This is a genomic window from Rhodococcus sp. 14-1411-2a, assembly GCF_002259485.1.
Classification (GTDB): domain Bacteria; phylum Actinomycetota; class Actinomycetes; order Mycobacteriales; family Mycobacteriaceae; genus Rhodococcoides.
Window position 1 is genome coordinate 169,529 of the sequence record NZ_NPGA01000009.1, and the last position, 24,866, is coordinate 194,394.

Here is a 24,866-nt window from a genome sequence, read left to right on the forward strand (position 1 = left end):
GTCCGCGACGCCCCCAGCTCCGGGTATCCGGAGACGACCTACACGAAAGAGGTACGCACCGATGGCCGACTTCATCGACAAGGCTCAGCACAAGGCAGAGGAACTGGCCGGGACTGCGAAGGAGAAGGCCGGCGAGGCAACCGGTGACGACAGCCTTCGCGCCGAGGGTGCCAAGGATCAGGCGAAGGCCAACACTCATCAGGCCGCCGACAAGGTCTCCGACGTCGCCGAAAGCGCCGCCGACTCCGCAGCCGGTGCCGCCAAGGAGGCCAAGCACGCAGCCGCCGATGTCGCGGACAAGGCGTCCGACGTGGCCGAGGACGTCAAGAACACCGTCAAGGACAAGGTCTCGAACGTCGATGCCGACGACGTCAAGGAGAAGGCCTCGCAGGTCGCCGACAAGGCAGCCGACAAGGCCTCCGCCGTCGCCGACGACGTGAAGAACACGGTTCGCAACATCGACTCCGAGGATGTCGCCCAGGCTGCGAAGGTCGGCACTCCGATCATCGCAGCCGTCGCAGCCGCGGCCGGTGCCGTCGCGTTCGTACTGATCCGTCGACGCAACCGTCGCCGTAGCGCTGCGCACTTGTTCGTTCCGTCGAAGCGCACCACCCGCAAGCTCGCCAAGAAGGCCCGCAAGCACAGCTTCTGAAGGTAATTGCGCAGAAAAGCCCCGCCTCCATCGAGGCGGGGCTTTCTGCGTCCTACAGCGGCTTGAGTGCCCGGCTGGGTACCCAGTGAGTGACGGTTTCGCTGCGGTCTCGTGACATCAACTCGTACGTGACGCGGCCCAGCCAATCTCCGTCCACGGTGATGGACCACTCGACCAGATCTCCCGGCACGACGCGTCGCACATCGAATCCCTCGGGATTGAACTTCGAGGCGTGGTGCGGCGGCAGCGGGTAGAGGATGTTCAGGTCGATCCACACCTTCAGCGGTGGTCGGAGCAGCTTGAACGGGCGCACGGCAGACGCCGGTCGAGGTTGTGCGCGCCGTGCCATCGTTCGATCATACGTTCGATCAGTACGTCGATCCACCGCCCTGGACAACGAAGAACGGCCACCCGCACACGAGGTGCAGGTGGCCGTTGTTCGGTGCTGGAAAGATCAGATTCCGAGCGATCCCGCCAGGAACGGCCAGGAGTTGTGCAGGTCGTCCTGCCAGTAGCCCCACGAGTGGTTTCCGACCGGGCGGAAGTCCACGGTGGCCGGGATACCGAGCTGATCGAGGCGCTTGGCCAGGTTCGAGGTGCAGAAGTTGGTGGCAACTTCGATGCCACCGCCGACGATGACCTGGTTGGCAAGCGTCGCCGGGTCGTTCTTCAGACGCGGGTTGGCAAAGGTGTCGTTCGGGGCACCGGGCAGTCCGCTGCCGGTGCTCATGTAGATCTGCGTTCCGCGGAGCTTCTCGGCGTTGAGCAGCGGGTCGTTCTCGCGCCACACGGGGCCGTCGAGCGGTCCCCACATGTTCTCGACGTTGCCGCCGCCGTAGGTCTCGACGACGAGCTTGACGAACTGCTGACCGATGGGGTCGGAGGTCTGAGCGCAGCCGCTGTACGCCGCGACGCCGGTGAACTTGCCCGGGTACTTGATCGCGATGTTGAGAACCGAGGTGCCCGTCATGGACAGCGCTGCGAGCGACTGGCGACCGTTGGTGTCGAACTGGGCGTCGATCAGCGGGGGCAGCTCTTCACCGAGGAAGGTGCTCCACTTGTTGCTACCGAGCTTCGGATCGTCCTGGAGCCAGTCGGTGTAGTAGGACCACTTGCCCTTCTGCGGAGTCACGATGTAGGCGTTCTTGTCCGACAGGAAGGCCTCGGCGTCGGTCTGCGACTGCCACGATGCGGCATCCTCGCCGCCGCCTGCGCCGTTGAGCAGGTACAGCACCGGGCGGGACACGCTGTCGTCGGCCGGCTTCTGCACCGTCACGGGAATGGTGCGGTTCATGGACGCCGAGTACACCTGGAGCTGGACCTGGCGGTTCTCGAGGGTGTTCACCGACTCGATCCTCGATCCGTTGCTCGACTGCGTCGTAGCCGCAGGCAGCTCTTCCGCGGACGCGACGGGCGTCATCAGCGCGGTCGGGAGGATCGCCACTGCGAGGGCGACGGCCGTAGCCGAACCGATTCGCCGGAAGCCGTGTCGTCGAGATCGTGGCACGCTGTTTCACCTTTTCGTCGAGTTACACCGGTCGAGTCTCTACATCGGCCGAAGATGAGGTGACGTTACCTCGAGCAAACGACCCGAGCGTTATGGACCGGACGAATCCGAGACGCGATCGTGATGTGCTCGGCAACGCAGACGCAGAGGTGTTCCCACGAGACGAGTGTCTGTGGTCTATTGGGTGCCCGTCCCGCGAAGGAGTCGATCGAGATGTTTCGTCGCACCGCTGTCATTGCTTGCGTCATTGCAGGTGCCGCTGCTTTCGGAACGGGAACGGCCGCAGCCGACGAGTGGCCCACTCCGCCGCCGTATCCGAGTCCGTCGGCTCCACAGGATGTCACCGGATTCCTCACCCCGCAGGACCCGGACTACTGGAACCCGTTCGTCAGCAAGAATCGACTGACCTCGCCCTACGGCAACAGCACTCGCATCGTCTGCACCGGATTTCACGGAGTGCTCGGCTCCTGCTGGCAGGCCGACTCGAATGGCAACCCGCACAAGCTGATTCTGCTGAACATGAACTACCCGGGTTCGACGGGTCAGCTGCTGCCCGGCGGAGGTCCCGGGCACTTCGTCTACCCAGGCTTCATCCCCGGCATCGGCTGACCCGCACCTGGTTGTTCACTATCGTCGACCGATCGCGGATTTCCGCCGATCGGCGACGGTACTGAACGCTGGCGTTCGCTCAGTTGTACGGCTTACGCGCAGTTTCCGGGTCGCCGTAGGTGATGGCACGTTCGCGTCGGGTACCGGTGGCCAGGGTTGCGGCCCAGTTGATCAGTGTCCCGACGCGATTGCGGTTGCCGGCCAGGAATGCGATGTGGATGACTCCCCACGACACCCAGCCCACGAAGCCCGACATCTTCAGCGGCCCGGCCTGCACCAGCGCGTGACCGCGGGCGATGTAGGCCGCGGTGCCGAGATCTCGGTACTTGAAATCCTTACGCGCAGAGCCGGACAGGTCTGCTGCGATGGCCGCGCCCGCCGCGCGTCCGCCCTGCATCGCCACTTCGGCAACTCCCGCGAGCTTGTTCAGCGACATGATGTCTCCGACGACGAAGACGTTGCGGTGTCCCGGGATCGAGAGGTCCGGCTGCACGGCGATCCGTCCGGAGCGATCCTGTTCGACGCCCATCGCGTCGGCGAGTCGTTTCACGAACGGAACGGCTTCGACGCCTGCGGTCCACAGCACGGTGTGGGTGTCGTAGCGAATGACGGTCTTGGGTTCGGCCTTGGCCGTGACCTCGACGTCGGTGGCCGTGACGTCGGTGACGTGAACTCCGAGATGGGTTTCCACGCCTACCGCGTCGAGGGTGCGTTGCGCTTTCTTCGTCAGGGAATCGGGGAACGATTCGAGGACGCGGTCACCGCCGTGGAAGAGCAGCACCCGCGCTTCCGACGGGTGAATGGTGTCGAACTCCTTCGCCAACGCCCGAGTCGCGAGTTCCCTTATCTGACCGGCCAATTCGACTCCGGTCGGGCCTCCCCCCGCCACGGCGAACGTGAGCCATGGTCGGCGTTCCTCCACGGTGGGCAGAGACTCCGCCATCTCGAAGGCGGAGATCAGCTTTCGCCTGATCGCGAGGGCATCGTCGAGGGTCTTCATCCCCGGTGCCCACTGCACGTATTCGTCGTGGCCGTGATACGCCTGCTGCATTCCGACGGCAACGACGAGGTAGTCGTAGGGCAGCTCGAAGGTCGAGCCGTCGAACCGACTGGCCGTCACCACTCCACCGTCACCCACCGCGGTCACCGAGGTCGCTTCACCCAGCGCCACATACACGTTCTTCTGCTTACGCAGTAGGTGCCGCAGCGGACTGGCGATCGAACCCTCGGACACCAGACCGGTGGCGCATTGATAGAGCAGTGGCTGGAAGACGTGAGAGGTGCCGCGCTCGAGCACGGTGACATCGACGTCCTCGTTACGCAAACGGCGCGCCGCGTGCAGCCCGCCGAATCCTCCGCCGATGACCAATACCCGTGGACGTGCCATGTGAATATTCTCCCTCGGACCGACCGCAGAGAAGGACTCTCCGAGTGGCCAGCCTACTCGAGGACCGCACCCCTGATCAGGAGTGCGGCCCTCGGTGTCGATCCGGGTCAGCCGAGCAGCGCCCGCATGGTGTCGATTTCCTGCTGCTGCGTGGCCACGATCGTGCGAGCCATTTCCTGTGCGTCGGGGTTCGAGCCGTCCGCGATCTCGGTGTTCGCCATCTCGATCGCGCCTTCGTGATGCTCGATCATCATCGTCAGCCACTGGCGGTCGAACTCGGCACCGGTGGCCGCACTCAACGCGTCCATGTCCTCCTGGGCCATCATGCCCATGCCCGAGCTGTGGTCCATTCCGCCCATCTCACCCATGTCGGACGAGGGCGCGGGCTGACCCCATTCGGCAAGCCAGGCGGTCATTCGGTCCATTTCCGGTTGCTGTGCGGCCTCGATCGCCGACGCCAACGCCACGACGTCCGGATTGTCGGTGCGGCCCTGGACCATTGCCGCCATTTCGACCGCCTGCGCATGATGCGGGTACATCATCTGCGCGAACATCACGTCCGCATCGTTGAATTCTGCCGACGCGTCGGACTGGCTCGATGACGCCGACGACGAGTTCGACGAGCCCATCGAATGGCCGTCCATCGACGAGTCGGAGGTGTCGCTGCTGCAGCCTGCGACGAGAAATGCGCTCACGGTGGCAGCAGCCAGCGAAGCGACGAGTGTTGTACGCATGTGAAACTCCTTGAACGAGTGCGAAATACAGGGATGAGTGAATCCGCCGGTGGTCGTACGTTCACCGGGCTCCCTGTCACACTCGCAAGGTCACCGATCTGTCCAGCTCCCAGAGGGTCCACGGCGGAGCACGCTCCGAGATGGAGTCGGTGCGCCCACCGATGCCGTCCGCCGATATCAGCGAGTAGCCGATGTCGACGCTCGTCGACGGAACCGACAGAGCAGCCCACGACACCGTGGTTCCCGCGCACGGATGCATCATCTGGTGCGCCGCCGGGCAGTCGTGTTCACCGACCGCCACCTGCACGGGCCCCTCATGGTGCATCGCCGACGCCATGGCAGCGTGTTCGTTGCTCGCCGACGCGGTCGGCGTCGCCGAGTGCATCAGCAGCACCCCGAAGATCGTCAGTGCGATCAGCAATCCGGCCGCCGAGGCAATGCCCTGGCGACGGCGTCGGATCACTCGATGCATGTCGCCGACGATAGCAAGATATACCCCCTAGGGGTAGCCGGCAGGGACTTCCGCCTCGCACCGAAGGACTTCCGCCTCTGTCGGCGGCGAGCCGATCCGAGCCATGCTCGGTGGGTATCTGCACACGCAAGTCAATGGACGGGAATTCGTCATGAATGCATCGAGTCGGGTAGTCGTCGGAGTCGACGGATCTGCCACATCGCTCGACGCGGTCCGCTGGGCAACGCGCGAGGCCGTTCGACGCCACGCTCCGCTCGAGTTGGTCACGTCGTCTCTGTTCGCGCCGGGAACCTACGGGGATGCCATCAGTCTCCGGATCGGTGCATTCTCGGACCCGGACGTCGAGGCCAAGCGTGTGCTGACCGCAGCGGTCGATGTTGCGCACAAGACTGCCGCCGGCAATTCGCTGATTCTCGATACGCGCCTCGAACACGGCTCTGCTGCACGGAATCTGACGCACTTCGACGTCGCTCCCGCCATGATCGTCGTGGGGTCGAGGGGTCTGGGCGAGTTCACCGGCGGGTTGATCGGGTCGGTCAGTACCGCAGTGGTCACGCATGCCAAATGCCCTGTTGCAGTAGTCAAATCGAACATCGTCAGCGACGGTCCGGTTGTCGTCGGGGTGGATTGCACCGCCAACAGTCAGCCTGCGATCGGATTCGCTCTGAAGGAAGCGTCACTGCGCGGAGTCGACCTCGTCGCTGTACACGCCTGGAGCGACCTCGAACTCGGCAGCGTGTTGACGCGCGACGACGAGGGTCCGTGGGTCGATTCCGAACTCGCCGAGAAGACGTCGTTGGCGGAGAGCCTGGCCGGCTGGTCGGAGGACTACCCGGACGTCACCATCCATCGAGTGGTGGTTCAGGACAGGCCTGTTCGTGAGCTGGTCCGAGCGTCGGAGGCAGCGCAGTTGATCGTCGTGGGAAGCCGCGGTCGGGGTGGATTCGCATCGATGCTTCTCGGTTCCACCTCGCGTGCGGTGTTGCATTCGGTGGATGTTCCCGTCGTCGTCGTTCCCACCGATCGATGAGCGTGGAGTCGATCGAGTTTTCTTACAGCTCAGATGAATTGGATGCCGACCTGCGCTACTGGGCTGCGGCGAACTATCTGACGGTGGCGCAGATCTATCTGCAGGACAACGTATTGCTGCGTCGTCCTCTGGAGGTAGCGCACATCAAACCGAGGCTGCTCGGGCACTGGGGCACCAGTCCCGGACTCTCGATGATCTACACCCTCCTCAATCGGGTGATTCGTCGAACCCATTCGGATTGGCTGTACGTCACCGGTCCTGGCCACGGCGGTCCGGCGTTGGTGGCGAACACCTACCTCGAGGGAACCTACAGCGAGATCTACCCGAACATCTCGCTCGACAACGAGGGCGTTCGACGGCTGTGCCGTCAGTTCTCCACTCCCGGCGGCATTCCGAGCCATGTCAGCGTCCAGACTCCGGGCAGCATTCACGAGGGCGGCGAGCTGGGTTACGCCCTCGTCCACGCCGCCGGTGCCGCGTTCGACAATCCTGATCTGATCGTTGCCTGTGTCGTCGGGGACGGTGAGGCCGAAACCGGTCCCCTGTCCGGTTCGTGGAAGATCCCGGCCTTTCTGAATCCGATTCGCGACGGCGCCGTCTTGCCCATCCTGCATCTGAACGACGGCAAGATTTCCGGACCGACGGTTCTCGGACGCAGCACCGATCAATCGGTAGCCGACTATCTGAGCGGCCAGGGGTGGGCACCCCTCTTCGTCGAAGGCGACGACCCACGAGAGGTGTTCCCTGCGCTCCACGCAGCCCTCACGCGAGCTCACGACGCGATCGAGACAATCCAGCACGCCGCCCGCAACGGAGAACCACAGCACGACATCGAGTGGCCCGCCATCGTTCTGCGCACCCCCAAGGGCTGGACCGGGCCGCACGAGGTGGACGGCAAGCTCATCGAGGGCACCCACTGGGCGCACCAGGTACCGCTGTCGGAAGTCCGCGAGAACCCGTCGCATCTGGCGCAGCTCGAGAAGTGGCTGCTCTCCTACGACCCCCGATCGCTGTTCGACGACGACGGCGCTCCCGTCGACTCGATTCGCGAGCTCGCTCCGTCGGGCACCGAACGTCTCGGTGCCACGCCGTATGCGAACGGAGGACTACTTCTGCAGCCCTTGGTCATTCGCGATCTGGAGAACTATGCGCTCACCGTGGAGTCCCCGGGGCGCACGTCGCACGAGACGACCACCGTGCTCGGGGAGATGATGCGTGATATCTACCTCGACAACGCACAACCCCACGGCGGCGGCAACTTTCGCCTGTTCTGTCCCGACGAGACCGCGAGCAACCGGCTGCAGGCGGTGTTCGAGGTGACCGATCGATGCTGGCAGTTGCCGACCACCGAGTTCGACGACGATCTCGGTCCCGACGGTCGCGTGATGGAGGTGCTCAGCGAGCATCTGTGCGAGGGCTGGCTGGAGGCGTATCTGCTGTCGGGTCGACACGGCCTGTTCGCCAGCTACGAGGCCTTCGCCATGGTGAGCGTGTCGATGCTGATCCAGCACACCAAGTGGCTTCAGCACGCGGCAACACTCGCGTGGCGGGCACCCGTCGCCTCGCTCAACGTGCTGCTCACCAGCACGTGTTGGCGCAACGACCACAACGGATTCAGCCATCAGGGCCCCGGACTGATCGACGCGGTCATTCCTCTGGCATCATATGTGGTGCGCGTGTGGCTGCCACCGGATTCCAATACGCTGCTCGCGGTTGCCGATCATTGTTTCCGCAGTCGAGGTCACGTCAACGTTCTGGTGGTGGACAAGCAGAGTCACCCGCAGTATCTGACGCTTCCCGAGGCGCGGGCGCATGCAGCGGCAGGTGCGTCCCGCTGGGACTGGGCCGGCACCGAATCGGTCGACGCCGAGGAAGATCCCGAGATCGTTCTGGCGTGTGCAGGCGACGTCCCGACCGAGGAAACCCTCGCTGCCGCAGAGTTGTTGCGGACGTGGACTCCCGAGCTCAGGGTTCGGGTGGTCAACGTCATCGATCTGATGGCGCTGCTCCCCGTCGGCGATCATCCCCACGGATTCTCCGACGAGCAGTTCGCGGACCTGTTCACCACCTCGGTCGATGTGGTCTTCGCGTTCCACGGTTATCCCCGTGCGGTGCACCAACTGGTGCACGGCCGACCGGACGCCCAGCGGTTCCACGTGCGCGGATTCATCGAGCAGGGCACCACGACAACACCGTTCGACATGGTGGTGCTCAACAAGATCAGTCGCTACCATCTCGCCCTCGCGGCACTCGACCGGACAACAACCACGCCGACCGGTGCCGAGGCACTACGGCAACACTGCCAGGACCAACTGGCACGACACGACGCCTACATCCGAGAGCATTTCGAGGACCTCCCCGAGATCCGGCAGTGGCGGTGGTCGTGACTGCCGGACCCGTCGAGCTACCCGCGGGCGATGATCAACGGGCAGTCGACGCGGTGGGCCAGTGAACGAACCGTGGATCCGAGAAGTCTGTCGCTGAAACCGTTGCGTCCGCTCGAACCGACGACCACGGCCTGGGCGCGCGGTGACACCTCGAGGATCTTCTCGACCACGTTGCCGCGCAGCACTTTCTGCTGGACCACGACGTCCGGATACTGTTCGCTCCAGCCGGACAGGCTCTCCGCCAACACGGTTCGGCCGTTCGACACGATCGCATCGGATCTGTCGGTCGCGGACGCGTCGGGCGAGGAGATCGGTTCGTCCGTGGACACATGCACTGCAACCAATTCCGTTCCTCGGAGCGAGGCTTCGTCGAATGCCAACCGAACGGCGTTCTGGTTGTGCGGCGACCCGTCGACGCCGAGGACAACAGGGCCTCCCGACGAATGCAGCTCCACACTTTTCGGCACGATGACCACCGGGCAGTGCGCTTGAACGGCCACCGCGGTGCTCACCGAGCCGAGCAGTTCAGCGAAATAATCGCCGTTGCCGCGCGAGCCCACCACCATCATCGAGGCACTGGAGGACTGCTCCAGCATGGCCTGAATCGTCGGGCCCACAATCGATTCGCTCATGATCTCGAGACCGTCGGGGTCCTTCACCGACCGTCGCGCAACCAGCGAAGCCCAGGCCAGGACCGACTCGGCGGCTTTGTGCTCCTCGGAGCCGATGTGAGACGGCAGCGCGACGAAGCTGGTGTACAGGACCTTGACTTGATAGGCGGACACCAGCTTCACCGGTACCCCACGCAACTCGGCCGCATGAGCGGCCCACCCGACTGCGTCGAGCGACGAGCCGGAGCCGTCGACACCGACGACGATCGGAGACTGCCTCGAGGTACTCATGCGTGCGGGACGACGAGGACGGGGCAATGGGCATGCCGCAGTACGGCGGTCAGTGTTCGTCCCGGCACTCTGTCTCGCTCGTGGCCGACCACCATCAGCTGGGCCGTCTCGGAGACCGCCACGAGTTCCGATCCCGAGTCGGCCTCGGCGTACACCGACGCCACGCGAACGTCTGGGTAGTCCGCGCCGAAGGGTTCGAGCCGAACGTCCATTGCCGATTCGGGGTGTAGCCCGTCACCGGGTCCACTGAGGGCGGACGCGAGAATGGAGGAGACGGCCTGGGTGTGCACCGCCAACACGCTGGCCGACCTGATCGATGCCTCGTGAAACGCCTGAGCGACAACAACATCGGCTTGTGAAATGTCGGCATCACCCAGCGCCGCGACGACCGGTCCGCGGCGTTCGGCGTCGAAGTGCCGGACGATCGCCACGGGGTTGGGCGATGCTTCGACCACGGCTCCGACCATCGATCCGAGTACCCAGGCGGTCACTGCACTGCCGGTCGTGGTCCCCAGTACGAGCAGAGACGCAGATCCCGCTTCGGTCGACATCACCGATTCGGGCCGCCCGTGTGCAACGACCGATTCCACGGCAATCGCCGGATCGATCGATGCGGCCACATGCGCTGCGCGACTCAATGCCGCGCGGGCATAGTCGCCGTCGACATCCGGAGCGCCGTAGACGGTTTCGGGCTCGTCGTGGCCGGCGATCACGTGGATCAAACGAAGCGACGTCCCCCGCCCACGTGCCTCCTGCACGGCGAATCGGACCGCATCGAGCGCGGTCTCCGATCCGTCGATACCGACCACGACGGGTCCGGCGGTGTGTGCACTGTTCATCGGGTTCCTCTCGGTGGTGCGACGATAGGTTCTGCACCTTCACCGAGAACGCTACGAGCGCACACCCACCCGACGCAGCGGCCGGAGGTCACCGAAACAGGTGACGAACGACTGCACCCGTCAGGGCAGCGGTACCGACCAGGTCACATCGGTGCCGCGTCCGGAGGAGCCGGGACCGATGTTCATCGACCCACCGCATTCGACAGCACGGGCACCGAGGTTGGACAGTCCGCTGGCGGTGGTGTCCTCTGGCATCCCGATCCCGTTGTCGGACACGACGATCTGCAACTCGTCGCCCACCGACAAGGTTACGGTCACAGTGTCGCCCTGCGCGTGATGGACGACGTTGCTGACCGTCTCACGAACGACGGCAACGGCATGATCGGCGAGCTTGGTGTCCACAACCGACAGAGGCCCGAACATCCGCACGACGGCACGGATATCGACGTTCTCGGTGAGTTCGAGTACCGCCGCATTGATGCGTTGACGCAATCGCGTGGCCGAGTGGGACGTGCTCTGCAAGTCGAAGATCGTCGTCCGGATGTCCTGCACCGTGTCCTGCAGGTCGTCGATCGTCCTGGACAGTCGCACCCGAATTTCCTCGGACTCGGTGCGCTGCAGAGTGCTCTGTAAAGCCAATCCGGCGGCGAAGATTCGCTGAATCACGTGATCGTGCAGGTCGCGGGCTATTCGGTCCCGGTCCGACAACACCTCGAGTTCGTGCATCCGGCGGCTGGAATTGGCGATCTGCATCACCAATGCAGCTTGATTGGCGAAGTTCGAGACCAGCTCGAGTTGGGAATCGTCGAACGGCCCCCGCCCCTCTGTGCGGAGCACCACCAGGACGCCGCTCACGCCCTCGGCGACGCGGAAGGGTGAAATCAGTGCGGGCCCGAAAGCCGAGCCCAATTCCTTGGCACCGTACTCGAGTCGTTCCTTGCGCAACGGTGTTCGACGTCGAAATGCCGATCCCGAGCTCGAACCCTCGATCGGAATGACTGCTCCGATCATGCGATCGGATCCGAGCCCCTCGCTGACCGTGACGACCAGTTCGGTGACATCCTCGAACGGCTGGTCACCGTCCTCGGGAACCGCGATGAACGCCGCATCGGAACCGGTCAGGTGCAATGCTTTCCGCGCCACCATCTGCAGCACTTCGTCGATGTCCGTCCCGGCGAGCAGCTCGGTGCCGATGTCCCGAGTTGCTTCCATCCAGGCCTGGCGTACCCGTGAGTCCTCGTACAGTCGCGAGTTCTCGATGGCGATGCCGGCCGCGGACGCCAGCGCCTTCGTGACGACCTCGTCGTCCTCGGTGAACTGCTTGCCGTCCTTCTTCTCGGTGAGATAGAGGTTGCCGAATATCTCGTCACGAACCCGAATCGGGACGCCGAGAAAAGTTTTCATCGGCGGGTGGTTCGGCGGAAATCCCACCGACTCCGGGTGCGCCGAGAGATCCTCGAGGCGCAGCACTTTCGGCTGGTCGATCAACAGTCCGAGCACCCCGCGCCCGGTGGGGAGCGGGCCGATGGCCACTCGTGTGTCCTCGTCCATGCCGTGATTGATGAACGCACTCAACCCGTGACCGTCGCCGCGGACGCCGAGTGCGCCGTACCGAGCATCGACGAGGTCGACGGCCGATTCCACGATCGAGCGCAGTGTCACTTCCAGATCGAGGCCGGAGGTGATGACGAGCATGGCGTCGAGCAGCCCGTCGGCCTGGACTCTGGCGTCGGCGATTCGGCCTATCCGGTCCTGAACCTCGGCCAACAGTTCACCGAGTCGCAACTGCGGCAACGAGGACGTGGTCTCCGCGCGGTGGTCATCCATCCCGCGACCCCGGTTGTCCGGCCGACGGAGCGGTATCGGCGAGCTTCGACGCGTACACCGCAGCCTGGGTACGCCGCTCCATCCCGAGCTTGGCCAGCAACCGAGAGACGTAGTTCTTCACCGTCTTCTCCGCCAGGAACATCCTGGCTGCGATCTGCCGGTTGGTGAGGCCTTCTCCCAACAGATCCAGCAGCGTGCGCTCCTGGCTGGTGAGGTGGTCGATAGGTCCTGGGGTCGCCGTTCCGGCTCGCAGTTTGTCCATCAGCGCCGCCGCTGCTCGATTGTCCAGCAGCGACCGACCGGACCCGACGTCCTTGATCGCGCGGGTGAGCTCCATGCCGGTGATGTCCTTGACGACGTAGCCGCTCGCGCCCGCGAGGATGGCGTCGAGCATGGCCTGATCCTCGGTGAACGAGGTCAGCATCATGGTCTTGAGGAGCGGCAGGCGATCGAGGAGTTCGCGGCACAGTTCGATGCCGTTGCCGTCGGGCAGGCGCACGTCGAGCACGGCAACGTCCGGCTGTAGGGCCGGGATTCGGGCCAGCGCCTGAGCGCAACTGCCCGCCTCACCGATGACCTCGAGGTCCGGATCGGAGTCGATCAGGTCGATCAGACCACGCCGCACGATCTCGTGATCGTCCACCAAGAACACCGTGACCACAGCGACACCCCTCACCTGCGTCCACACTGGGCGCCTCGACTTCCGAGCCTACGGGTCGCAGGTACGGCCGGCCCGACCTTTCGTCACCGAATCAATGGACCAAAGTCCTTCGTGTCGGTGTTGTTGTCCTGCCGCGCCCGAGGCTGTGCGAGGCGTCTGATGGATGTTCCGACACCACGACCGAGGAGGTCGCACGATGGGTTCACTACCGACCGTCGTCGGAGTCGACGGATCAGCTGCAGCGTTGGATGCAGTGCGCTGGGCAGTTCTCGACGCACACCTCCACAGCTCCGATCTGGTTCTCGTCTCGGCGATGTCACTTCCGAAGGCGCTGACGGGGGTTGGGATACTCCCCGAACCCGCTGTCGAACAATCGAGATCGGAAATCAGAACGATTCTGGACGAGGCCAGGGCGCTGGCGTCCCGCGTGAGCGCGACGGCCGGTCCGATCGGCATCGACACCGTCTCGTCCGAGAACCCCGCCGTTGCCACGTTGCTCGACCTCTCGACCACCGCCCGCATGGTCGTCATCGCCACCCGCGGTCTCGGCGGGGCCGAGCAACGATCACTCGGGTCGATCGGTTTCGCCGTCACCACCCATGCTCGATGCCCGGTCACGGTGGTGCGTGGTTGGTCGGGCGACGGCCTGGACACGACGCATCCGGTGGTCGTCGGGGTGGACGGAACGAGAGCGAGCGCGGCGGCGGTGGCGCTGGCATTCGAGGAGGCCTCCGTGCGGTCGGCTCCGCTCACGGCAGTGCACAGCTGGTCCGACGCGGATCTGACGGTCGGACTTCCGATTCGAGGATTGGAATGGCCGGCCAATCGGCCCGCAGCGGCGGATCAACTGACCCGGATGCTCGAGCCGCACACACGTCGTCATCCCACGGTGGCGGTGCGCACCGTGGTGGTCAAGGACCGGCCGGTGCAGGCTCTACTCGATCATGCACAGGGCGCTCAACTTCTGGTGATCGGCAGTCACGGGCGCGGCGGCTACGGAGAGATGATGCTCGGGTCCACCAGCCGGTCGGTGCTGGCGCGTGCGCACTGCCCGGTCACAGTCGTTCCGTCGCCCGGCCGCCGCCTCGCGCGGATCACCGCAACGGCAGCGGCAGATCCCGAGTGATAACGCGCGCGGACTGTCGTTCGCCCACGAACGAGGGTACAAATGCCCTACGCGAGCGAAGCCTGCGGCAGCAGGCTGTAGCCATGAGCGAATCCGACAGCACCCCATCCACCCCGACCACCGACACTCTCCGGGTTCGCGGTGAGAAGTTGACCGAAACGGTCAAGAAGTTGCTGCACGACGGCAACATTCGGCGAATCGTGGTGAAGAACGATCAGGGGCACACCATCATCGAGATACCGGTGACTGCAGGTGTAGCGGTCGCGATCGTCGCACCCGTCCTCGTCGCGGTCGCTGCGATCGCCGCAGTGCTGGACGACTGCACCATCGAGGTCCACCGCGTCGACGAACACCGTCCCGCCGCCTGAGCGCACGTCTGCTCACTCCGAACGACTCGCCGCCACAGGGGAACGAACACCATGCCTTATCCGATCGAAGTACGCGCGCTGAGCAAGAGCTACGGCGACAAGCTCGTCATCGACGACTTGTCGTTCGTTGTCGAACCCGGCACTGTCACAGGATTTCTCGGCCCGAACGGGTCGGGTAAGTCCACCACGATGCGGTTGATCGTCGGCTTGGATCGTCCCGACGCCGGCACTGCACTGATCGGCGGCGTCGAGTACGCCCAGTTGAACAAGCCGCTGCTCACCGTGGGAACCCTGCTGGACTCCGAGGCCGTCCACCCAGGGCGATCGGCCTACAACCACCTGCTGTATCTGGCTCGTACGCAACGTATTTCAACGTCTCGGATCATCTATGTTCTGGAGCTGGTCGGGCTTCGCGACGTCAGCGGCGAACGTACCGGATCGTTCTCGCTCGGCATGCGGAAGCGACTCGGAATCGCTGCAGCCCTGCTGGGCGACCCGGCGGTGCTCATTCTGGACGAGCCGATCAACGGGTTGGACCCGGACGGCATCTACTGGATGCGCAACCTCATGAAGAACCTGGCGGGAGAGGGACGAACCGTCTTCGTCTCCAGCCATCTGATGGGCGAGATGGCGCAGACCGCAGACCATCTCGTGGTCATCGATCACGGCAAGCTGATCGCCGAATGCACGCCCGCGGAGTTGATAGCTCGCAGCAGTCGAGCGTCGGTGCTGGTCTCGTCCTCCGATTCTGCGCGGCTCGCAACGGTGGTCGACGCGGCCGGAGGTTCGAGCGATGCCCTCGGTCACGACGGACTCACCGTTCGTGATCTCTCCGCACACCAGGTCGGGGAGCTCGCCCAACAGCAGAACATCGCGATCTATCAGCTGACCCCGCAGGAGGCATCGCTGGAAGAAGCGTTCATGACCCTCACCCACCTCGACGACGTCGAACACGACCGTCCGCTCGTCGCTCACTCTCGCGGACAGGCGACATCATGAGTATCACCGCACCGCGCACCGCAACCAAGCCCCCCGAGCGAGAACACCATCGCGACGATGTTGTCGGACTGGCGACTTCGGAGTGGACGAAGCTGATCTCACTGCGATCGACGATCTGGTCGCTGGCCACATTGGTGATCCTCACCATCGGCTTCACCGGCTTCTTCACCTGGTTCACGGTCGCGTACTGGGACAACGTCGATCCGGTTTCCCAGCTTCAGATCGTCTCCGACCCGGCACGCCAGATCCTGGGGGCAGGGTTCCAACTCGGCCAGTTGGCGGTGTGTGTCCTCGGTGTTCTGGTGGTCACGAGCGAATACTCGAGCGGCACGATCAGGGCCAGTCTGCTGGCGGTGCCCTCACGAATACCGATGTTGGCGGCCAAAACCGGTGTGTTCATGGCCGTCGTGTTCGTCATCGGGGAGATCACGGCATTCCCCACATTCTTCCTCGGTTCGGCCATCATGGACTCCAAAGCATCTGTGTCGCTGAGCGATCCCGGCGTGCTGCGAGCGGTGATCGGTGCCGGCCTGTACCTTTCGCTGCTCGGCGCCATGGCGGTCGCCGTCGGTGCCATCGTCCGACACACCGCGGGAGCCATCACGGGCATGATCGGGTTCGTTCTCGTACTGGCACCGCTCACCCAACTGATCCCCGGCACCGTCGGACGGCACATCCAGGCGTACCTGCCCTCGCAGGCCGGCAGTCTGATCGCCTCACCCCGGCAAGCTCCCTCCGACTTGCTCACTCCCTGGCAGGGTTTCGGAGTCGCAGCACTGTGGACGGTCCTGCTGCTCGCCCTCGCGGCATATCTCCTTCGCCGACGCGATGCCTGACATCGATCTCACAACAGGGGGACAAATCACCATGAACGAACTGACCGCGTCTGCCGGTGGCGCAAGCCTCATCGCGTTCCATGTCCTGGCCTCGATTCCTCTGCGCAAGTGGCGCACGACGTGGGGCGCGACGCCGGCCGAGGTAGACGAAGCACTGCCTGGTGACGAGAGCGTGCCACACCCGGCGTGGACGTACACCCATGCGATCGATATCGACACGACACCGGATCTCGTGTGGCCTTGGTTGATTCAACTCGGCCAGCAGCGGGCAGGCTTCTACAGCTACCGCGGACTGGAGAACATGGTCGGTTGCAACATCACGTCGGCGACGGGAATCGACCCTCGATTCCAGACTCTCGAGGTCGGCGACGACGTGATTCTGCATCCCCAATCACCATCTCTGACAGTGACGCTGGTCGACGACGGAACCGCCTTCGTGCTGCTCGGTGCAGACCCCGACTCGGCCGACCGGGCACTCTGGTCGTTTCATTTGCGCGCCCTGCCCGGTGGAAGAACTCGACTGATCGAGCGGGGACGGTATTCGCACGCTGCAACATTGAAGAGTCGCTTGGTCTTCGGGCGCTACTTCGTCGAGCCCATCGGATTCGTCATGAGCAGAAAGATGCTGCGCACCATCGCAGCAAATGCTGCGACGGCCCAACACGCCTAACCTTTCGAGAACACCCCGCCCAGTCGGCGGAGATCGTCCAGAATGTCGTTGACCCGGCTCATCAGGGAGATGTGTCCCTCTCCTTCGATCAGATGGGCCTGCGCTCCTGCGACGTTCGCCGCCAACCAACGAGCGTGGGCGAACGGAACCATCGTGTCAAGACTGCCCTGCCATATCGACACCGGTGTGCTGATCTCGCTCAGGTCGAATCCCCATGGGCGCGTGTGGGTCAGGTCGTCGTCACGCCAGCCCACGATGCCTTGACGTCCGGCCGCGTTGACCGATGCGGCGAGGTACTCGGTGAGTCCCTCGGTCAGCGCGGCGCGGTCGACCGGTGGAGCCAACGCTCCCAATCCTGCCGCTACCTGGTCCGGGGTGACACCGAAGAACCCTTTTCGGATATCGAGAAACGACTCCAAGGCTTCGACGCCGGCGAACACGGCCGTGTACTCGTCGATGTTCTCCTCGGCCATTCCGTCGCGAATGTCGCCGTCGTAGTCGGCGGCCGGAGCGATCCCGACGCAGCAGGCGGCAGCGAGGCACCGACCGGGCAGCAGTGCTGCACAGGCCAATGCACGCGGTCCCCCACCTGACCAGCCGATCGTGAGAAATTCGCCGATGCCGAGGTGGTCGAGCACTGCCTCCGTGTCGGCGGCGTCATCCGCCACCGTAGCGGTGGTCGCACCGTCCGGACGTGGGGAGGATGCTCCGTACCCCGGCCTCGAGTAGGAGACGACCCGCAATCCCTGTGCAGCAGCTGCCCGTTCGAGGGTCTGGAACGGTACTGCACCCTGCGGGGTGCCGTGGTGATAGACGAGTGGAAGCGCGTCGACCGGCCCTGTATCGAGTACTTCGAGGCTGCGGCCGTCCTCGGTCGGGACCAGAACTGTCATTTGTCTTCGATGCTGCTGCCGGATGCGTCGGTCAACGTCAATCCGAGCAACTGTTGCACCGTCTCTGTGTTTCCGCGCTGACCGGCACCGTGTAGCAGTACCTGCGCCGCAAGCCCACTCATCAACGGCGGTACCACGAGCAGCGTCACACTGTCGCCGTCGCGAGTGCGAACACCGAGTGTGTGGTGTGGCTGAAACCGGTAGCCGTCCAGGTGAATTCTCCGTGCGCCTACGGTGACGCGCCGGGGTGCCTTCTGCCACTCGTCGAGGCGATAGAGCACTCGATCGATCGGACCGAGCCGCCGCGACAGGGCAGCGACGAGATCGGGTGCTTCGTAGTCGAGGTCGTCACTGTACGACAGCCACGCACCGTCGACTTCACCTGTTTCCCAGTCATTCTCGTTCGGTGGAGTCAGGGTCAGACGCCGATCACTGTCGGACGGCAAGGAGCGACCGACCCGATCGTAATGGGATGCATTGTTCCTCATGACAGGCTCTTCTCTGTGGGGTGTTCCGCTGTCCACTTGCACGCTAGCGATGCGTCGACCCGGCCCGGAAGGGTACGAAGTACCCAATCGCCAGGGACCGGCGACGGACGACGGAACCCCCGGTGGTGCAGATCCATTCGGCCGCTCACCGCGAACACCTTCGGCGACCGCTGAGGGTCCTAAGTCCCTGTTTCCAGGCGCTCCCGCGCGGCAGAGTCGTCGTCAGTGATCCTCACGAGCAACCACCGACAGGACCGACCGGCATGACACTCTCCCTCACATTCGCTTTCGCTGTCGCAGCACTCTGTTTGCTCGCAGTGCTGCGGTCCGGGGTTCGCACTCCCGCCTGGGCAAGAGCGCGCGCCGTTACCGGTCCCGACACGTTGGAGGAGTTGTTCGCCGCGCGGTACGCACGTGGCGATATCGACTTGGCGCAATACCGCACATCCGTGGATCTCTTGACAGCACAACTCCATTGCTGACCGAACGCCGTACCTCGAGAAAGAAAGCAGAAGGCATCATGCGCATCCTGATCGCAACGGCAAGCCGTCACGGTTCCACCCGCGAGCTCGGACAGTGGTTGGGCTCGGCGCTGACCGCGAGACTGTCCGACACCGCCACCGCGGCCACGGTCGACGTCCGCGATGCAGCCGAGGTGGACAGCATCGCCGAGTACGACGCCGTCGTACTCGGAAGCGGCGTCTACATGGGCCGCTGGCTCGGTGATGCCCGGTCGCTCGTCGCCCGTGAGCAATCCGAACTCGAGACCAGGCCGGTGTGGCTGTTCTCCAGCGGGCCCATAGGTAGCGGGACACCGCCCACTGCGAAGTCGAAGTGGAGCGAGGCGTCCTGGGCAATCGAACACAAGGTGTTCGGCGGCAAGCTCGATCGATCGACATTGTCGTTGTTCGAGCGCGCGGTGGTCCGAATGATCAACGCCGGCGACGGAGACGACAGATCACGCGCCGAGGTCGACGAGTGGGCCGGAGACATCATCGGTGTCCTCACAAAGCGGCTTTCACCCTCCACCTCCGCCGTTGACAAAAGTTCATCACCCGAGAAAGGCCCATCCTCATGACCGACACCGAGCCGACCGGCCGCCCCATCGTGGTGGGAGTCGACGGATCACCTTCGTCGATCCTCGCCCTGCAACGTGCGCAGCAGTTGGCCACCGCCTTGTCGACCACGTTGGAGGCAGTCACAGTCTGGCAGTACCAGCCGTACATGGACACCGGTTACGTCGTCGAAGTCGAGCCCGCGAAGAACGCCGAGACGATTCTCGCCGAGGCTACCGCTGCTGCGTTCGGCACCGATCTGCCCGTAGGCCTGAAACAGGTTGTGAGACAGGGTTCTGCAGCAAAAGTCCTGCTGGAGGCCAGCCATGACGCCGAGATTCTCGTTGTCGGCAGCCGAGGGCACGGCGGATTCGTCGGACTGCTCCTCGGATCCGTCAGCTCGCAGTGCGCGGAGCATGCACATTGCCCAGTGCTGGTGGTTCATTCGAGGGACCATCACTAGCGGGGCCGCCGTGCCCACACCGTCGCACATTGCGACGGTGGCCGTGGCATCGGCGCTGATCAGGGTTCGGGAACTCGAGCGGTCCATCGATTTCTACTGCTCGGTGTTCGAGTTCACCGTCTCCCTCCGAGAAGCGGACGCCGCACTGTTGCTGGCGCGAAACGGCTTTCAGATCTATCTGCACGCCGACCCAATGTCCTTGCCGCGACCGGTGACAGCTCTGGGAGTCAGCGAGATCATGTGGTCGGCTCAACGCGCCGAGTCACTCAACGAGATCGGGGCTCGGCTCCGCAAGCACTACCCGTCCACGTACGCCCACACAGCCGACGGAGTCAGTTTCGTCGACGGGTGCGATCCGGACGGCAACAGGGTTCTCGTGGCCTACCCGAGCCCATTGCAGTTGCCTCGCAGCGTCATCGAGCATCGTTTCCGCTGAATCCCGGCGGTGACACTGTGGGTCAGGAACCCTGCGGCGGAAACCATCCGCGTGCGTCACGCAGGGTTCTTCGAGCCACTTCGGCTGTGGGCGTCCCGGATTGCGCTGCCAATCGGTGCAGTTCGGCACGGCCTTCCGCCGCGCTGCGCCCGCCGGCGATGAGCACTCCGATCGCCTGATTCACTTCGCTCACCGAAGCGAGCGCGTAGGCGGACCGCTCTTCGCCCGCACCGCGCAGGTGTCGATCGAGAACTGCGGAGTCGCCGCCGAGTCCGAGGGTGAAACTCACATCGGCGGCGAAGTCCACGAGAGCGCCTGCGGTGCCGGACAGAATGAGCAGATACTTCTCGGTCCCGATGCTGAGCGGGTCGGTGAGGGTGAGCCTGAGCGATGATGCCGGCTCGTGGTCGGCACTGTTCCCGGTCGATGCCGACACCTCGAAGTACTCACCGTCGACGATCACGGTGAGGGTTATCGAGACCACGGCCGATACGGCCGCGTCGATATCCGCGGACAGTCGGTCCACCAGTTGTGCGAGGTCGACGGTGGAGCTGTCGAGTGCTGTGGTCAATCGCGCCAGATCGGCGAGCAGACGAGGCTGCAATTTCATCGAGAATCCCGTGCGGCCCGACCGCCTGTTCGATTCTTCCGTGAATCCTGCCACGATGGATCTCCATCGTCCGGTGCAGGCGCGAGGCCAAAGTCGGAGTCCATGCCTCGAGTGCACCCGCATAGTCGACGCTACGCGCTTTTGTCCGGTCTATGTGCGTCGGCGACGCGCGCGTGCCACCTTCATCGCCTCGGCGACCATGGAATGGGCCACCACAGCGATCTTCTTGTGCTCGGTCTGACTGATGTCGCGAAGCTTGTCATACCCCTCGGCATCACTGCATCCGGTTCTACTGATCAGTATGCCGATGGCCTGATCGATCACGGCTCTACTGCCCAATGCCTTTTCCAGTTGCTCGGTCAGCTGCACTGCACTGTCCAACGCACGGGCATTCTGAGCCGAAATCGCCGCGGGCACGGCGAACAACTCGCCCAGTTCGGCCGCTCGATCGTCGAAGGCATTCGGCTTGTGCGCGTAGACATTCATCGCGCCGAGTACCACCGACTTGGTGATCAACGGCAGCGACAACACGCTGTGCACACCCAGCCGGCCCACCTGAGGTCCGAACTCGGGCCACTGCGGATCGGCGTCGAGCGAACCCGACCGAACGGTGATGCCCTCCTTCGCTGCGGTGATGCACGGACCCTGGCCCAGTCCGTACTGGATGTCGTCGACCACACGGACGAAATCCTCGCTGGCCACGATCGTCGCGGGAAGGTTGGGATGCAACAACGTCAACCCGGCTCCATCGGCACCCGGGATGGCCCGCACCGCGAATTCCGCAACGTGCGAGAGGGTTTCCGGTAGCGACATCGTGCTCATCGCCAACCGGCCGAGCCCGGCAAGGGCGGCGGCGAAATCGTCGTCGAACTCGTCGGTGACGGGTTGCTCCGGGGCGGGGTTCTCCGCGTGCATCGCTGCTCGATTCGTAGTGAGCACACATGCTGATCGAGCACGTGTCTGCCCTTCCGAACCCTACGGCGTTTCGGACATTACGGGAACATCGACCCGAGATCGGGGCCGTGCGCGCTCAGAACTCGAACACCTGACGAGCGGTGACGCGGCCACCCATGAGGTCGTCGAAGCACTCGTTCACTTCGTCGAGTTTGCGCGAGACGGCAGATACCGTGGTCCGCCCGGCCTCGTGCAAAGCGAACACCTCACGCAGATCCTTTCGGGTGCCGACGATCGAACCGAGGACGGAGATTCCGCCGACGACCGTCTCGAAGATCGGAACCGGGAACACACCGTGCGCGGGCATGGACACGCACACCAGCCGACCGCCGCGGCGCAGGGACCGGAATGCCTGATCGAACACGCTGGGGATGACGGCCAGCACGATGGCGACGTCGGCTCCGCCGAGTTCCTGGATGGCCTCCACCGGATCGGTCGTCGCCGAGTTGACGGTGTGGTCTGCGCCGAGTTCACGAGCGAGTTCGAGCTTCTCGTCCTCGATGTCCACGGCGGTGACGAATCCTCCGGCGATCTTGGCGTACTGCACTGCCATGTGACCGAGTCCGCCGACGCCGAAGATGGCCACACGCTGTGCCGGGGTGACGCCACCTACCTTGACCGCCTTGTACGTGGTGACGCCGGCGCAGGTCAGCGGAGCGGCATCGAACGAGGAGATGCCGTCGGGAACGCGGACGACATATTTCGCATGGGCCACAGCGTATTCGGCGTATGCCCCGTCGATCGAGTAGCCACTGTTCTGCTGCTTCTCGCACAGCGTCTCCCAGCCCGATACGCAATGATCGCATTCGCCGCACGCCGAACCGAGCCACGCGATCGCGACCCGCTCGCCGATTCGATCCTTCGACACCTGGGATCCGACCGCTTCGATCACTCCGACGCCTTCGTGCCCGGGAACGAACGGCAGGGTCGGCTTGGCCGACCAATCCCCCTGCGCAGCATGGATATCGGTGTGACAGACCCCGCACGTCTCCATCTTCACCAGCACCTGCTCGGGTGCCGGTTCCGGAATCGGGATGTCCTTGACGACCAGGGGTCCGCCGAACTCGGTGACAACAGCAGCTTTCATCGTGGACTTCCTCCAACTATCGAAACCAATGCCGTTCTCGACCATCGAGCAATGCACACCGTCGATGGTCGGCGCTGCGACACTCGGCATGTAGGGCCGGAAGTCACCGCAGGTTCGGGACGTATCCCGAACCGACAGGTCGGGAGCAGAAAGGCCCGAGGAGCAGGGGCTTTCGTCCCTGGCACTGGTCGCCGACCTCGGCCACACTCGGCAGCATGGATACTGCTGCACACTCCCGATCGAACACCTGCGAGCAATGAACCTGTGGCGACGACACCCCGGGGTCCGAACCGGTGACGCACTGACCACCGGTGAGCGAGCGGCGGATTACGTCCGAAACGGAATGGGCTCCTGGCCGTTCGTGTTCCTGTTCCTGGGCACCATGGCGCTGTGGGCCGCCTACAACCAGAGCGACGGATTCGACCCTTACCCCTTCATCCTGCTCAACCTGTTCCTGTCGATGATCGCGGGACTACAGGGAGCGATTCTGCTGATCTCGGCAAAACGTGCGGACTCGGTGAGCAGTGAGGTTGCCGTACATACCCTTTCGAACACCGCGCTACTCCAGGACATGATCGAGGCCAATACGGTCTTGACCGAATCGGTGGCGCAGTTGGCAGCCGAGATACACGAGCACGTCTGCCCGCCCGCTCAGCGTCTCGGTACAGGCAGATCTCAGAAGGTCACGAGCCCGGTGTCCCAGCCGTGAGACAGGCGAGTATCTCTCGGGCCCAGTTGCACACGAGCACCCAGTCGCGGAAGTCTCCGGCGACTGCACCGGAGTTGTCGAAGATCTGACGCTCCCCCACCGAAAGTTTCTCGGGATCAAGCCTTCCGGGAAACGTTCGGTGAGCGATGGCATGCAACACCGACACCGCGTGTGCCGCGTCGGAAATGACGTTGACCGGCCGATCGCTCGAGTGCAGCGGTCCACAGGAGAACAGCCAGACGGGTGGATGGTCGGACCTGGACACCCTGTCGACCAGAGCCTTCGCGGCCGGAACCCAGCGATCGGAGTAGACGGCGCTGCCGATGATCACCGCGTCGTAACCGTCCACGCGGGTCACGGATTCCGGGGCTTGGATGTCGACGTCGACGCCCTCGTGCTCGAAGACTCGACCCATTTCCTGGCCCAGACTGTGGGTCGCGCCATGCCGACCCGAGGTGCAGATCAGCAACCTCATACGTCGTCCGACAACAGATACGCGGACTTTCCCGCGGCAACCGTCATCCGCCAACCGCGCAGAGCAATGACGAGACCCAGCACACCGAACGATCCCAGCAGCCAACTCGTCTCACCGGTCACGGCCGCTAGAACCACAATCCAGGCCACGAGGAGCACGCCGGCGATGTGAGCCATCGGGCCCGACCGTCCGCCGCCTGCGAAGGCAGACGCCGCAGCAAGCCCCATCGGTATGCCGACGACCAACACCAGTGAGAGCGCTGTGAGCGTGACAGGCAACGTCCCCTGCACGTAAGGACTCGGATCGATTGCCCCCGAGACCAATCCGATCGCGGCACCGAACGCGTTGATCGATGCACCTCCGCAGACTGCGCCGAGCCACGGCCAGCGTCGAGTGCGTTCGGTGGCCACCCGCGTTGTCGATATCATCGGTCCAGCTTGTCCGCAGCGCACCGCATGAACTAGGGCACAAGGTCCCTGCTGCCCAGGGTGATTCAGCGACCGAACAACGACCGCATGCTCGGACGCTCCGAGACGGGTGACGCTGTTGCCTCACCGCAGGTGCAGCGGTCGGCCACGGACACCGTGGCCATGACGTCGTCGACATGGTTGCCGCAACCACCCCAGCCGGTCTTGTTGCAGGTGTTGCAGGTGACGGGATAACACATGATTCTCTCCTCTGCGATTCGGT

At 64.2% G+C, this 24,866-nt stretch carries 30 protein-coding genes; 13 read left to right on the forward strand and 17 right to left on the reverse strand.

Translation table 11 applies throughout. The annotated features are described in order from the left end of the window. Positions 1-61: 61 nt before the first annotated feature. Positions 62-652 carry a CsbD family protein gene (locus CH291_RS27375; protein ID WP_068055598.1) on the forward strand — a complete coding sequence of 197 codons (591 nt, stop codon included), beginning with the start codon at positions 62-64 and terminating at the stop codon, positions 650-652. A 52-nt stretch (positions 653-704) separates the two neighbouring features. Here CH291_RS27375 and CH291_RS06300 read toward each other — a convergent pair whose 3' ends face one another. Together CH291_RS06300 and CH291_RS06305 are read right to left on the reverse strand one after the other, a co-directional pair. After that, on the reverse strand, positions 705-1,001 hold the full coding sequence (locus CH291_RS06300; RefSeq protein ID WP_032376174.1) for a hypothetical protein: 297 nt from the start codon (positions 999-1,001) through the stop codon (positions 705-707). A 105-nt stretch (positions 1,002-1,106) separates the two neighbouring features. Next, positions 1,107-2,072, reverse strand: a complete 966-nt coding sequence (locus tag CH291_RS06305) for an alpha/beta hydrolase (protein WP_373455116.1) — start codon at positions 2,070-2,072, stop codon at positions 1,107-1,109. Between the two features lie 300 nt (positions 2,073-2,372). Between CH291_RS06305 and CH291_RS06310 the strand changes: the two genes are divergently transcribed. Beyond that, positions 2,373-2,768: a hypothetical protein gene (locus tag CH291_RS06310; protein WP_094687134.1), complete on the forward strand. Its 396-nt coding sequence runs from the start codon at positions 2,373-2,375 to the stop codon at positions 2,766-2,768. A gap of 79 nt (positions 2,769-2,847) precedes the next feature. Here CH291_RS06310 and CH291_RS06315 read toward each other — a convergent pair whose 3' ends face one another. The 3 genes from CH291_RS06315 to CH291_RS06325 all read right to left on the reverse strand — a co-directional run bounded on the left by CH291_RS06315 (position 2,848) and on the right by CH291_RS06325 (position 5,361). Continuing rightward, positions 2,848-4,155, reverse strand: coding sequence for an NAD(P)/FAD-dependent oxidoreductase (locus tag CH291_RS06315; RefSeq protein WP_094686929.1), 1,308 nt, complete (start codon positions 4,153-4,155; stop codon positions 2,848-2,850). A gap of 107 nt (positions 4,156-4,262) precedes the next feature. Then, positions 4,263-4,889, reverse strand: a complete 627-nt coding sequence (locus tag CH291_RS06320) for a DUF305 domain-containing protein (RefSeq protein ID WP_094686930.1) — start codon at positions 4,887-4,889, stop codon at positions 4,263-4,265. A 76-nt stretch (positions 4,890-4,965) separates the two neighbouring features. Next, complete coding sequence (locus CH291_RS06325; RefSeq protein ID WP_094686931.1) at positions 4,966-5,361, reverse strand: DUF6153 family protein; 396 nt, start codon at positions 5,359-5,361, stop codon at positions 4,966-4,968. Positions 5,362-5,512: 151 nt separating this feature from the next. Here CH291_RS06325 and CH291_RS06330 point away from each other — a divergent pair, with 151 nt between their 5' ends. Both CH291_RS06330 and CH291_RS06335 read left to right on the forward strand, forming a co-directional pair. Beyond that, a complete protein-coding gene (locus tag CH291_RS06330) occupies positions 5,513-6,391 on the forward strand; it encodes a universal stress protein (protein WP_094687135.1) in 879 nt (292 codons plus the stop codon). After that, on the forward strand, positions 6,388-8,778 hold the full coding sequence (locus CH291_RS06335; protein WP_094686932.1) for a phosphoketolase family protein: 2,391 nt from the start codon (positions 6,388-6,390) through the stop codon (positions 8,776-8,778). Before CH291_RS06330 ends, CH291_RS06335 begins: the two co-directional genes overlap by 4 nt. Before the next feature lie 17 nt (positions 8,779-8,795). Here the strand turns inward: CH291_RS06335 and CH291_RS06340 are convergent, their stop codons facing one another. From CH291_RS06340 to CH291_RS06355, 4 genes are all read right to left on the reverse strand, one after another. Continuing rightward, positions 8,796-9,680 (reverse strand): universal stress protein, encoded by an 885-nt coding sequence (locus CH291_RS06340; RefSeq protein ID WP_068055643.1) that lies wholly within the window; start codon positions 9,678-9,680, stop codon positions 8,796-8,798. Next, positions 9,677-10,519 carry a universal stress protein gene (locus CH291_RS06345; RefSeq protein ID WP_094686933.1) on the reverse strand — a complete coding sequence of 281 codons (843 nt, stop codon included), beginning with the start codon at positions 10,517-10,519 and terminating at the stop codon, positions 9,677-9,679. Before CH291_RS06345 ends, CH291_RS06340 begins: the two co-directional genes overlap by 4 nt. Before the next feature lie 120 nt (positions 10,520-10,639). Beyond that, on the reverse strand, positions 10,640-12,346 hold the full coding sequence (locus tag CH291_RS06350) for a sensor histidine kinase (protein ID WP_094670272.1): 1,707 nt from the start codon (positions 12,344-12,346) through the stop codon (positions 10,640-10,642). Then, positions 12,339-13,007 (reverse strand): response regulator, encoded by a 669-nt coding sequence (locus CH291_RS06355; RefSeq protein ID WP_068055658.1) that lies wholly within the window; start codon positions 13,005-13,007, stop codon positions 12,339-12,341. The genes CH291_RS06350 and CH291_RS06355 overlap by 8 nt, the downstream gene beginning before the upstream one ends. A gap of 196 nt (positions 13,008-13,203) precedes the next feature. On the opposite strand from CH291_RS06355, the gene CH291_RS06360 reads away from it, so the two are divergent. The 5 genes from CH291_RS06360 (at position 13,204) to CH291_RS06380 (ending at position 17,006) form a co-directional block, all read left to right on the forward strand. After that, the gene (locus CH291_RS06360) at positions 13,204-14,133 is read left to right on the forward strand and encodes a universal stress protein (protein ID WP_179276451.1); all 930 of its coding nucleotides are present in this window, start codon (positions 13,204-13,206) and stop codon (positions 14,131-14,133) included. An 83-nt stretch (positions 14,134-14,216) separates the two neighbouring features. After that, positions 14,217-14,501, forward strand: a complete 285-nt coding sequence (locus CH291_RS06365; protein ID WP_094640774.1) for a DUF4342 domain-containing protein — start codon at positions 14,217-14,219, stop codon at positions 14,499-14,501. A gap of 51 nt (positions 14,502-14,552) precedes the next feature. Next, a complete protein-coding gene (locus CH291_RS06370) occupies positions 14,553-15,500 on the forward strand; it encodes an ATP-binding cassette domain-containing protein (RefSeq protein WP_094686935.1) in 948 nt (315 codons plus the stop codon). Next, positions 15,497-16,336 carry an ABC transporter permease subunit gene (locus CH291_RS06375; protein ID WP_094686936.1) on the forward strand — a complete coding sequence of 280 codons (840 nt, stop codon included), beginning with the start codon at positions 15,497-15,499 and terminating at the stop codon, positions 16,334-16,336. The genes CH291_RS06370 and CH291_RS06375 overlap by 4 nt, the downstream gene beginning before the upstream one ends. 31 nt (positions 16,337-16,367) lie before the next feature. After that, on the forward strand, positions 16,368-17,006 hold the full coding sequence (locus tag CH291_RS06380) for an SRPBCC family protein (protein ID WP_094686937.1): 639 nt from the start codon (positions 16,368-16,370) through the stop codon (positions 17,004-17,006). On the opposite strand, the gene CH291_RS06385 is transcribed toward CH291_RS06380, so the two are convergent. Further along, on the reverse strand, positions 17,003-17,899 hold the full coding sequence (locus CH291_RS06385; RefSeq protein WP_094686938.1) for an alpha/beta fold hydrolase: 897 nt from the start codon (positions 17,897-17,899) through the stop codon (positions 17,003-17,005). The genes CH291_RS06380 and CH291_RS06385 overlap by 4 nt on opposite strands. Then, positions 17,896-18,387 carry a DUF5994 family protein gene (locus tag CH291_RS06390; RefSeq protein ID WP_143545883.1) on the reverse strand — a complete coding sequence of 164 codons (492 nt, stop codon included), beginning with the start codon at positions 18,385-18,387 and terminating at the stop codon, positions 17,896-17,898. Before CH291_RS06390 ends, CH291_RS06385 begins: the two co-directional genes overlap by 4 nt. Before the next feature lie 520 nt (positions 18,388-18,907). Between CH291_RS06390 and CH291_RS06400 the strand changes: the two genes are divergently transcribed. From CH291_RS06400 to CH291_RS06410, 3 genes are read left to right on the forward strand one after another with little or no spacing between them, the layout of a single operon-like run. Beyond that, on the forward strand, positions 18,908-19,465 hold the full coding sequence (locus CH291_RS06400) for a flavodoxin domain-containing protein (protein WP_094686940.1): 558 nt from the start codon (positions 18,908-18,910) through the stop codon (positions 19,463-19,465). Next, a complete protein-coding gene (locus tag CH291_RS06405; RefSeq protein ID WP_068055036.1) occupies positions 19,462-19,905 on the forward strand; it encodes a universal stress protein in 444 nt (147 codons plus the stop codon). The genes CH291_RS06400 and CH291_RS06405 overlap by 4 nt, the downstream gene beginning before the upstream one ends. A 10-nt stretch (positions 19,906-19,915) precedes the next feature. Further along, the gene (locus CH291_RS06410) at positions 19,916-20,341 is read left to right on the forward strand and encodes a VOC family protein (protein ID WP_256980748.1); all 426 of its coding nucleotides are present in this window, start codon (positions 19,916-19,918) and stop codon (positions 20,339-20,341) included. Positions 20,342-20,363: 22 nt separating this feature from the next. On the opposite strand, the gene CH291_RS06415 is transcribed toward CH291_RS06410, so the two are convergent. From CH291_RS06415 to adhP, 3 genes are all read right to left on the reverse strand, one after another. After that, positions 20,364-20,951 carry a hypothetical protein gene (locus CH291_RS06415; RefSeq protein WP_068055037.1) on the reverse strand — a complete coding sequence of 196 codons (588 nt, stop codon included), beginning with the start codon at positions 20,949-20,951 and terminating at the stop codon, positions 20,364-20,366. 150 nt (positions 20,952-21,101) lie between these two features. Beyond that, positions 21,102-21,866, reverse strand: a complete 765-nt coding sequence (locus CH291_RS06420) for a GAF and ANTAR domain-containing protein (RefSeq protein WP_068055038.1) — start codon at positions 21,864-21,866, stop codon at positions 21,102-21,104. Positions 21,867-21,981: 115 nt separating this feature from the next. Next, on the reverse strand, positions 21,982-22,992 hold the full coding sequence (gene adhP, locus CH291_RS06425) for an alcohol dehydrogenase AdhP (protein ID WP_094687137.1): 1,011 nt from the start codon (positions 22,990-22,992) through the stop codon (positions 21,982-21,984). A 256-nt stretch (positions 22,993-23,248) separates the two neighbouring features. Between adhP and CH291_RS06430 the strand changes: the two genes are divergently transcribed. Continuing rightward, positions 23,249-23,701 carry a DUF1003 domain-containing protein gene (locus CH291_RS06430; protein WP_094686941.1) on the forward strand — a complete coding sequence of 151 codons (453 nt, stop codon included), beginning with the start codon at positions 23,249-23,251 and terminating at the stop codon, positions 23,699-23,701. Here the strand turns inward: CH291_RS06430 and CH291_RS06435 are convergent. The 3 genes from CH291_RS06435 to CH291_RS26695 form a co-directional block, all read right to left on the reverse strand. Further along, positions 23,676-24,176, reverse strand: coding sequence for a flavodoxin domain-containing protein (locus CH291_RS06435; protein WP_094686942.1), 501 nt, complete (start codon positions 24,174-24,176; stop codon positions 23,676-23,678). The genes CH291_RS06430 and CH291_RS06435 overlap by 26 nt on opposite strands. After that, positions 24,173-24,604 carry a hypothetical protein gene (locus tag CH291_RS06440; RefSeq protein ID WP_143536621.1) on the reverse strand — a complete coding sequence of 144 codons (432 nt, stop codon included), beginning with the start codon at positions 24,602-24,604 and terminating at the stop codon, positions 24,173-24,175. The genes CH291_RS06435 and CH291_RS06440 overlap by 4 nt, the downstream gene beginning before the upstream one ends. Before the next feature lie 65 nt (positions 24,605-24,669). Then, a complete protein-coding gene (locus CH291_RS26695; RefSeq protein WP_179276452.1) occupies positions 24,670-24,843 on the reverse strand; it encodes a hypothetical protein in 174 nt (57 codons plus the stop codon). Positions 24,844-24,866 lie beyond the last annotated feature (23 nt).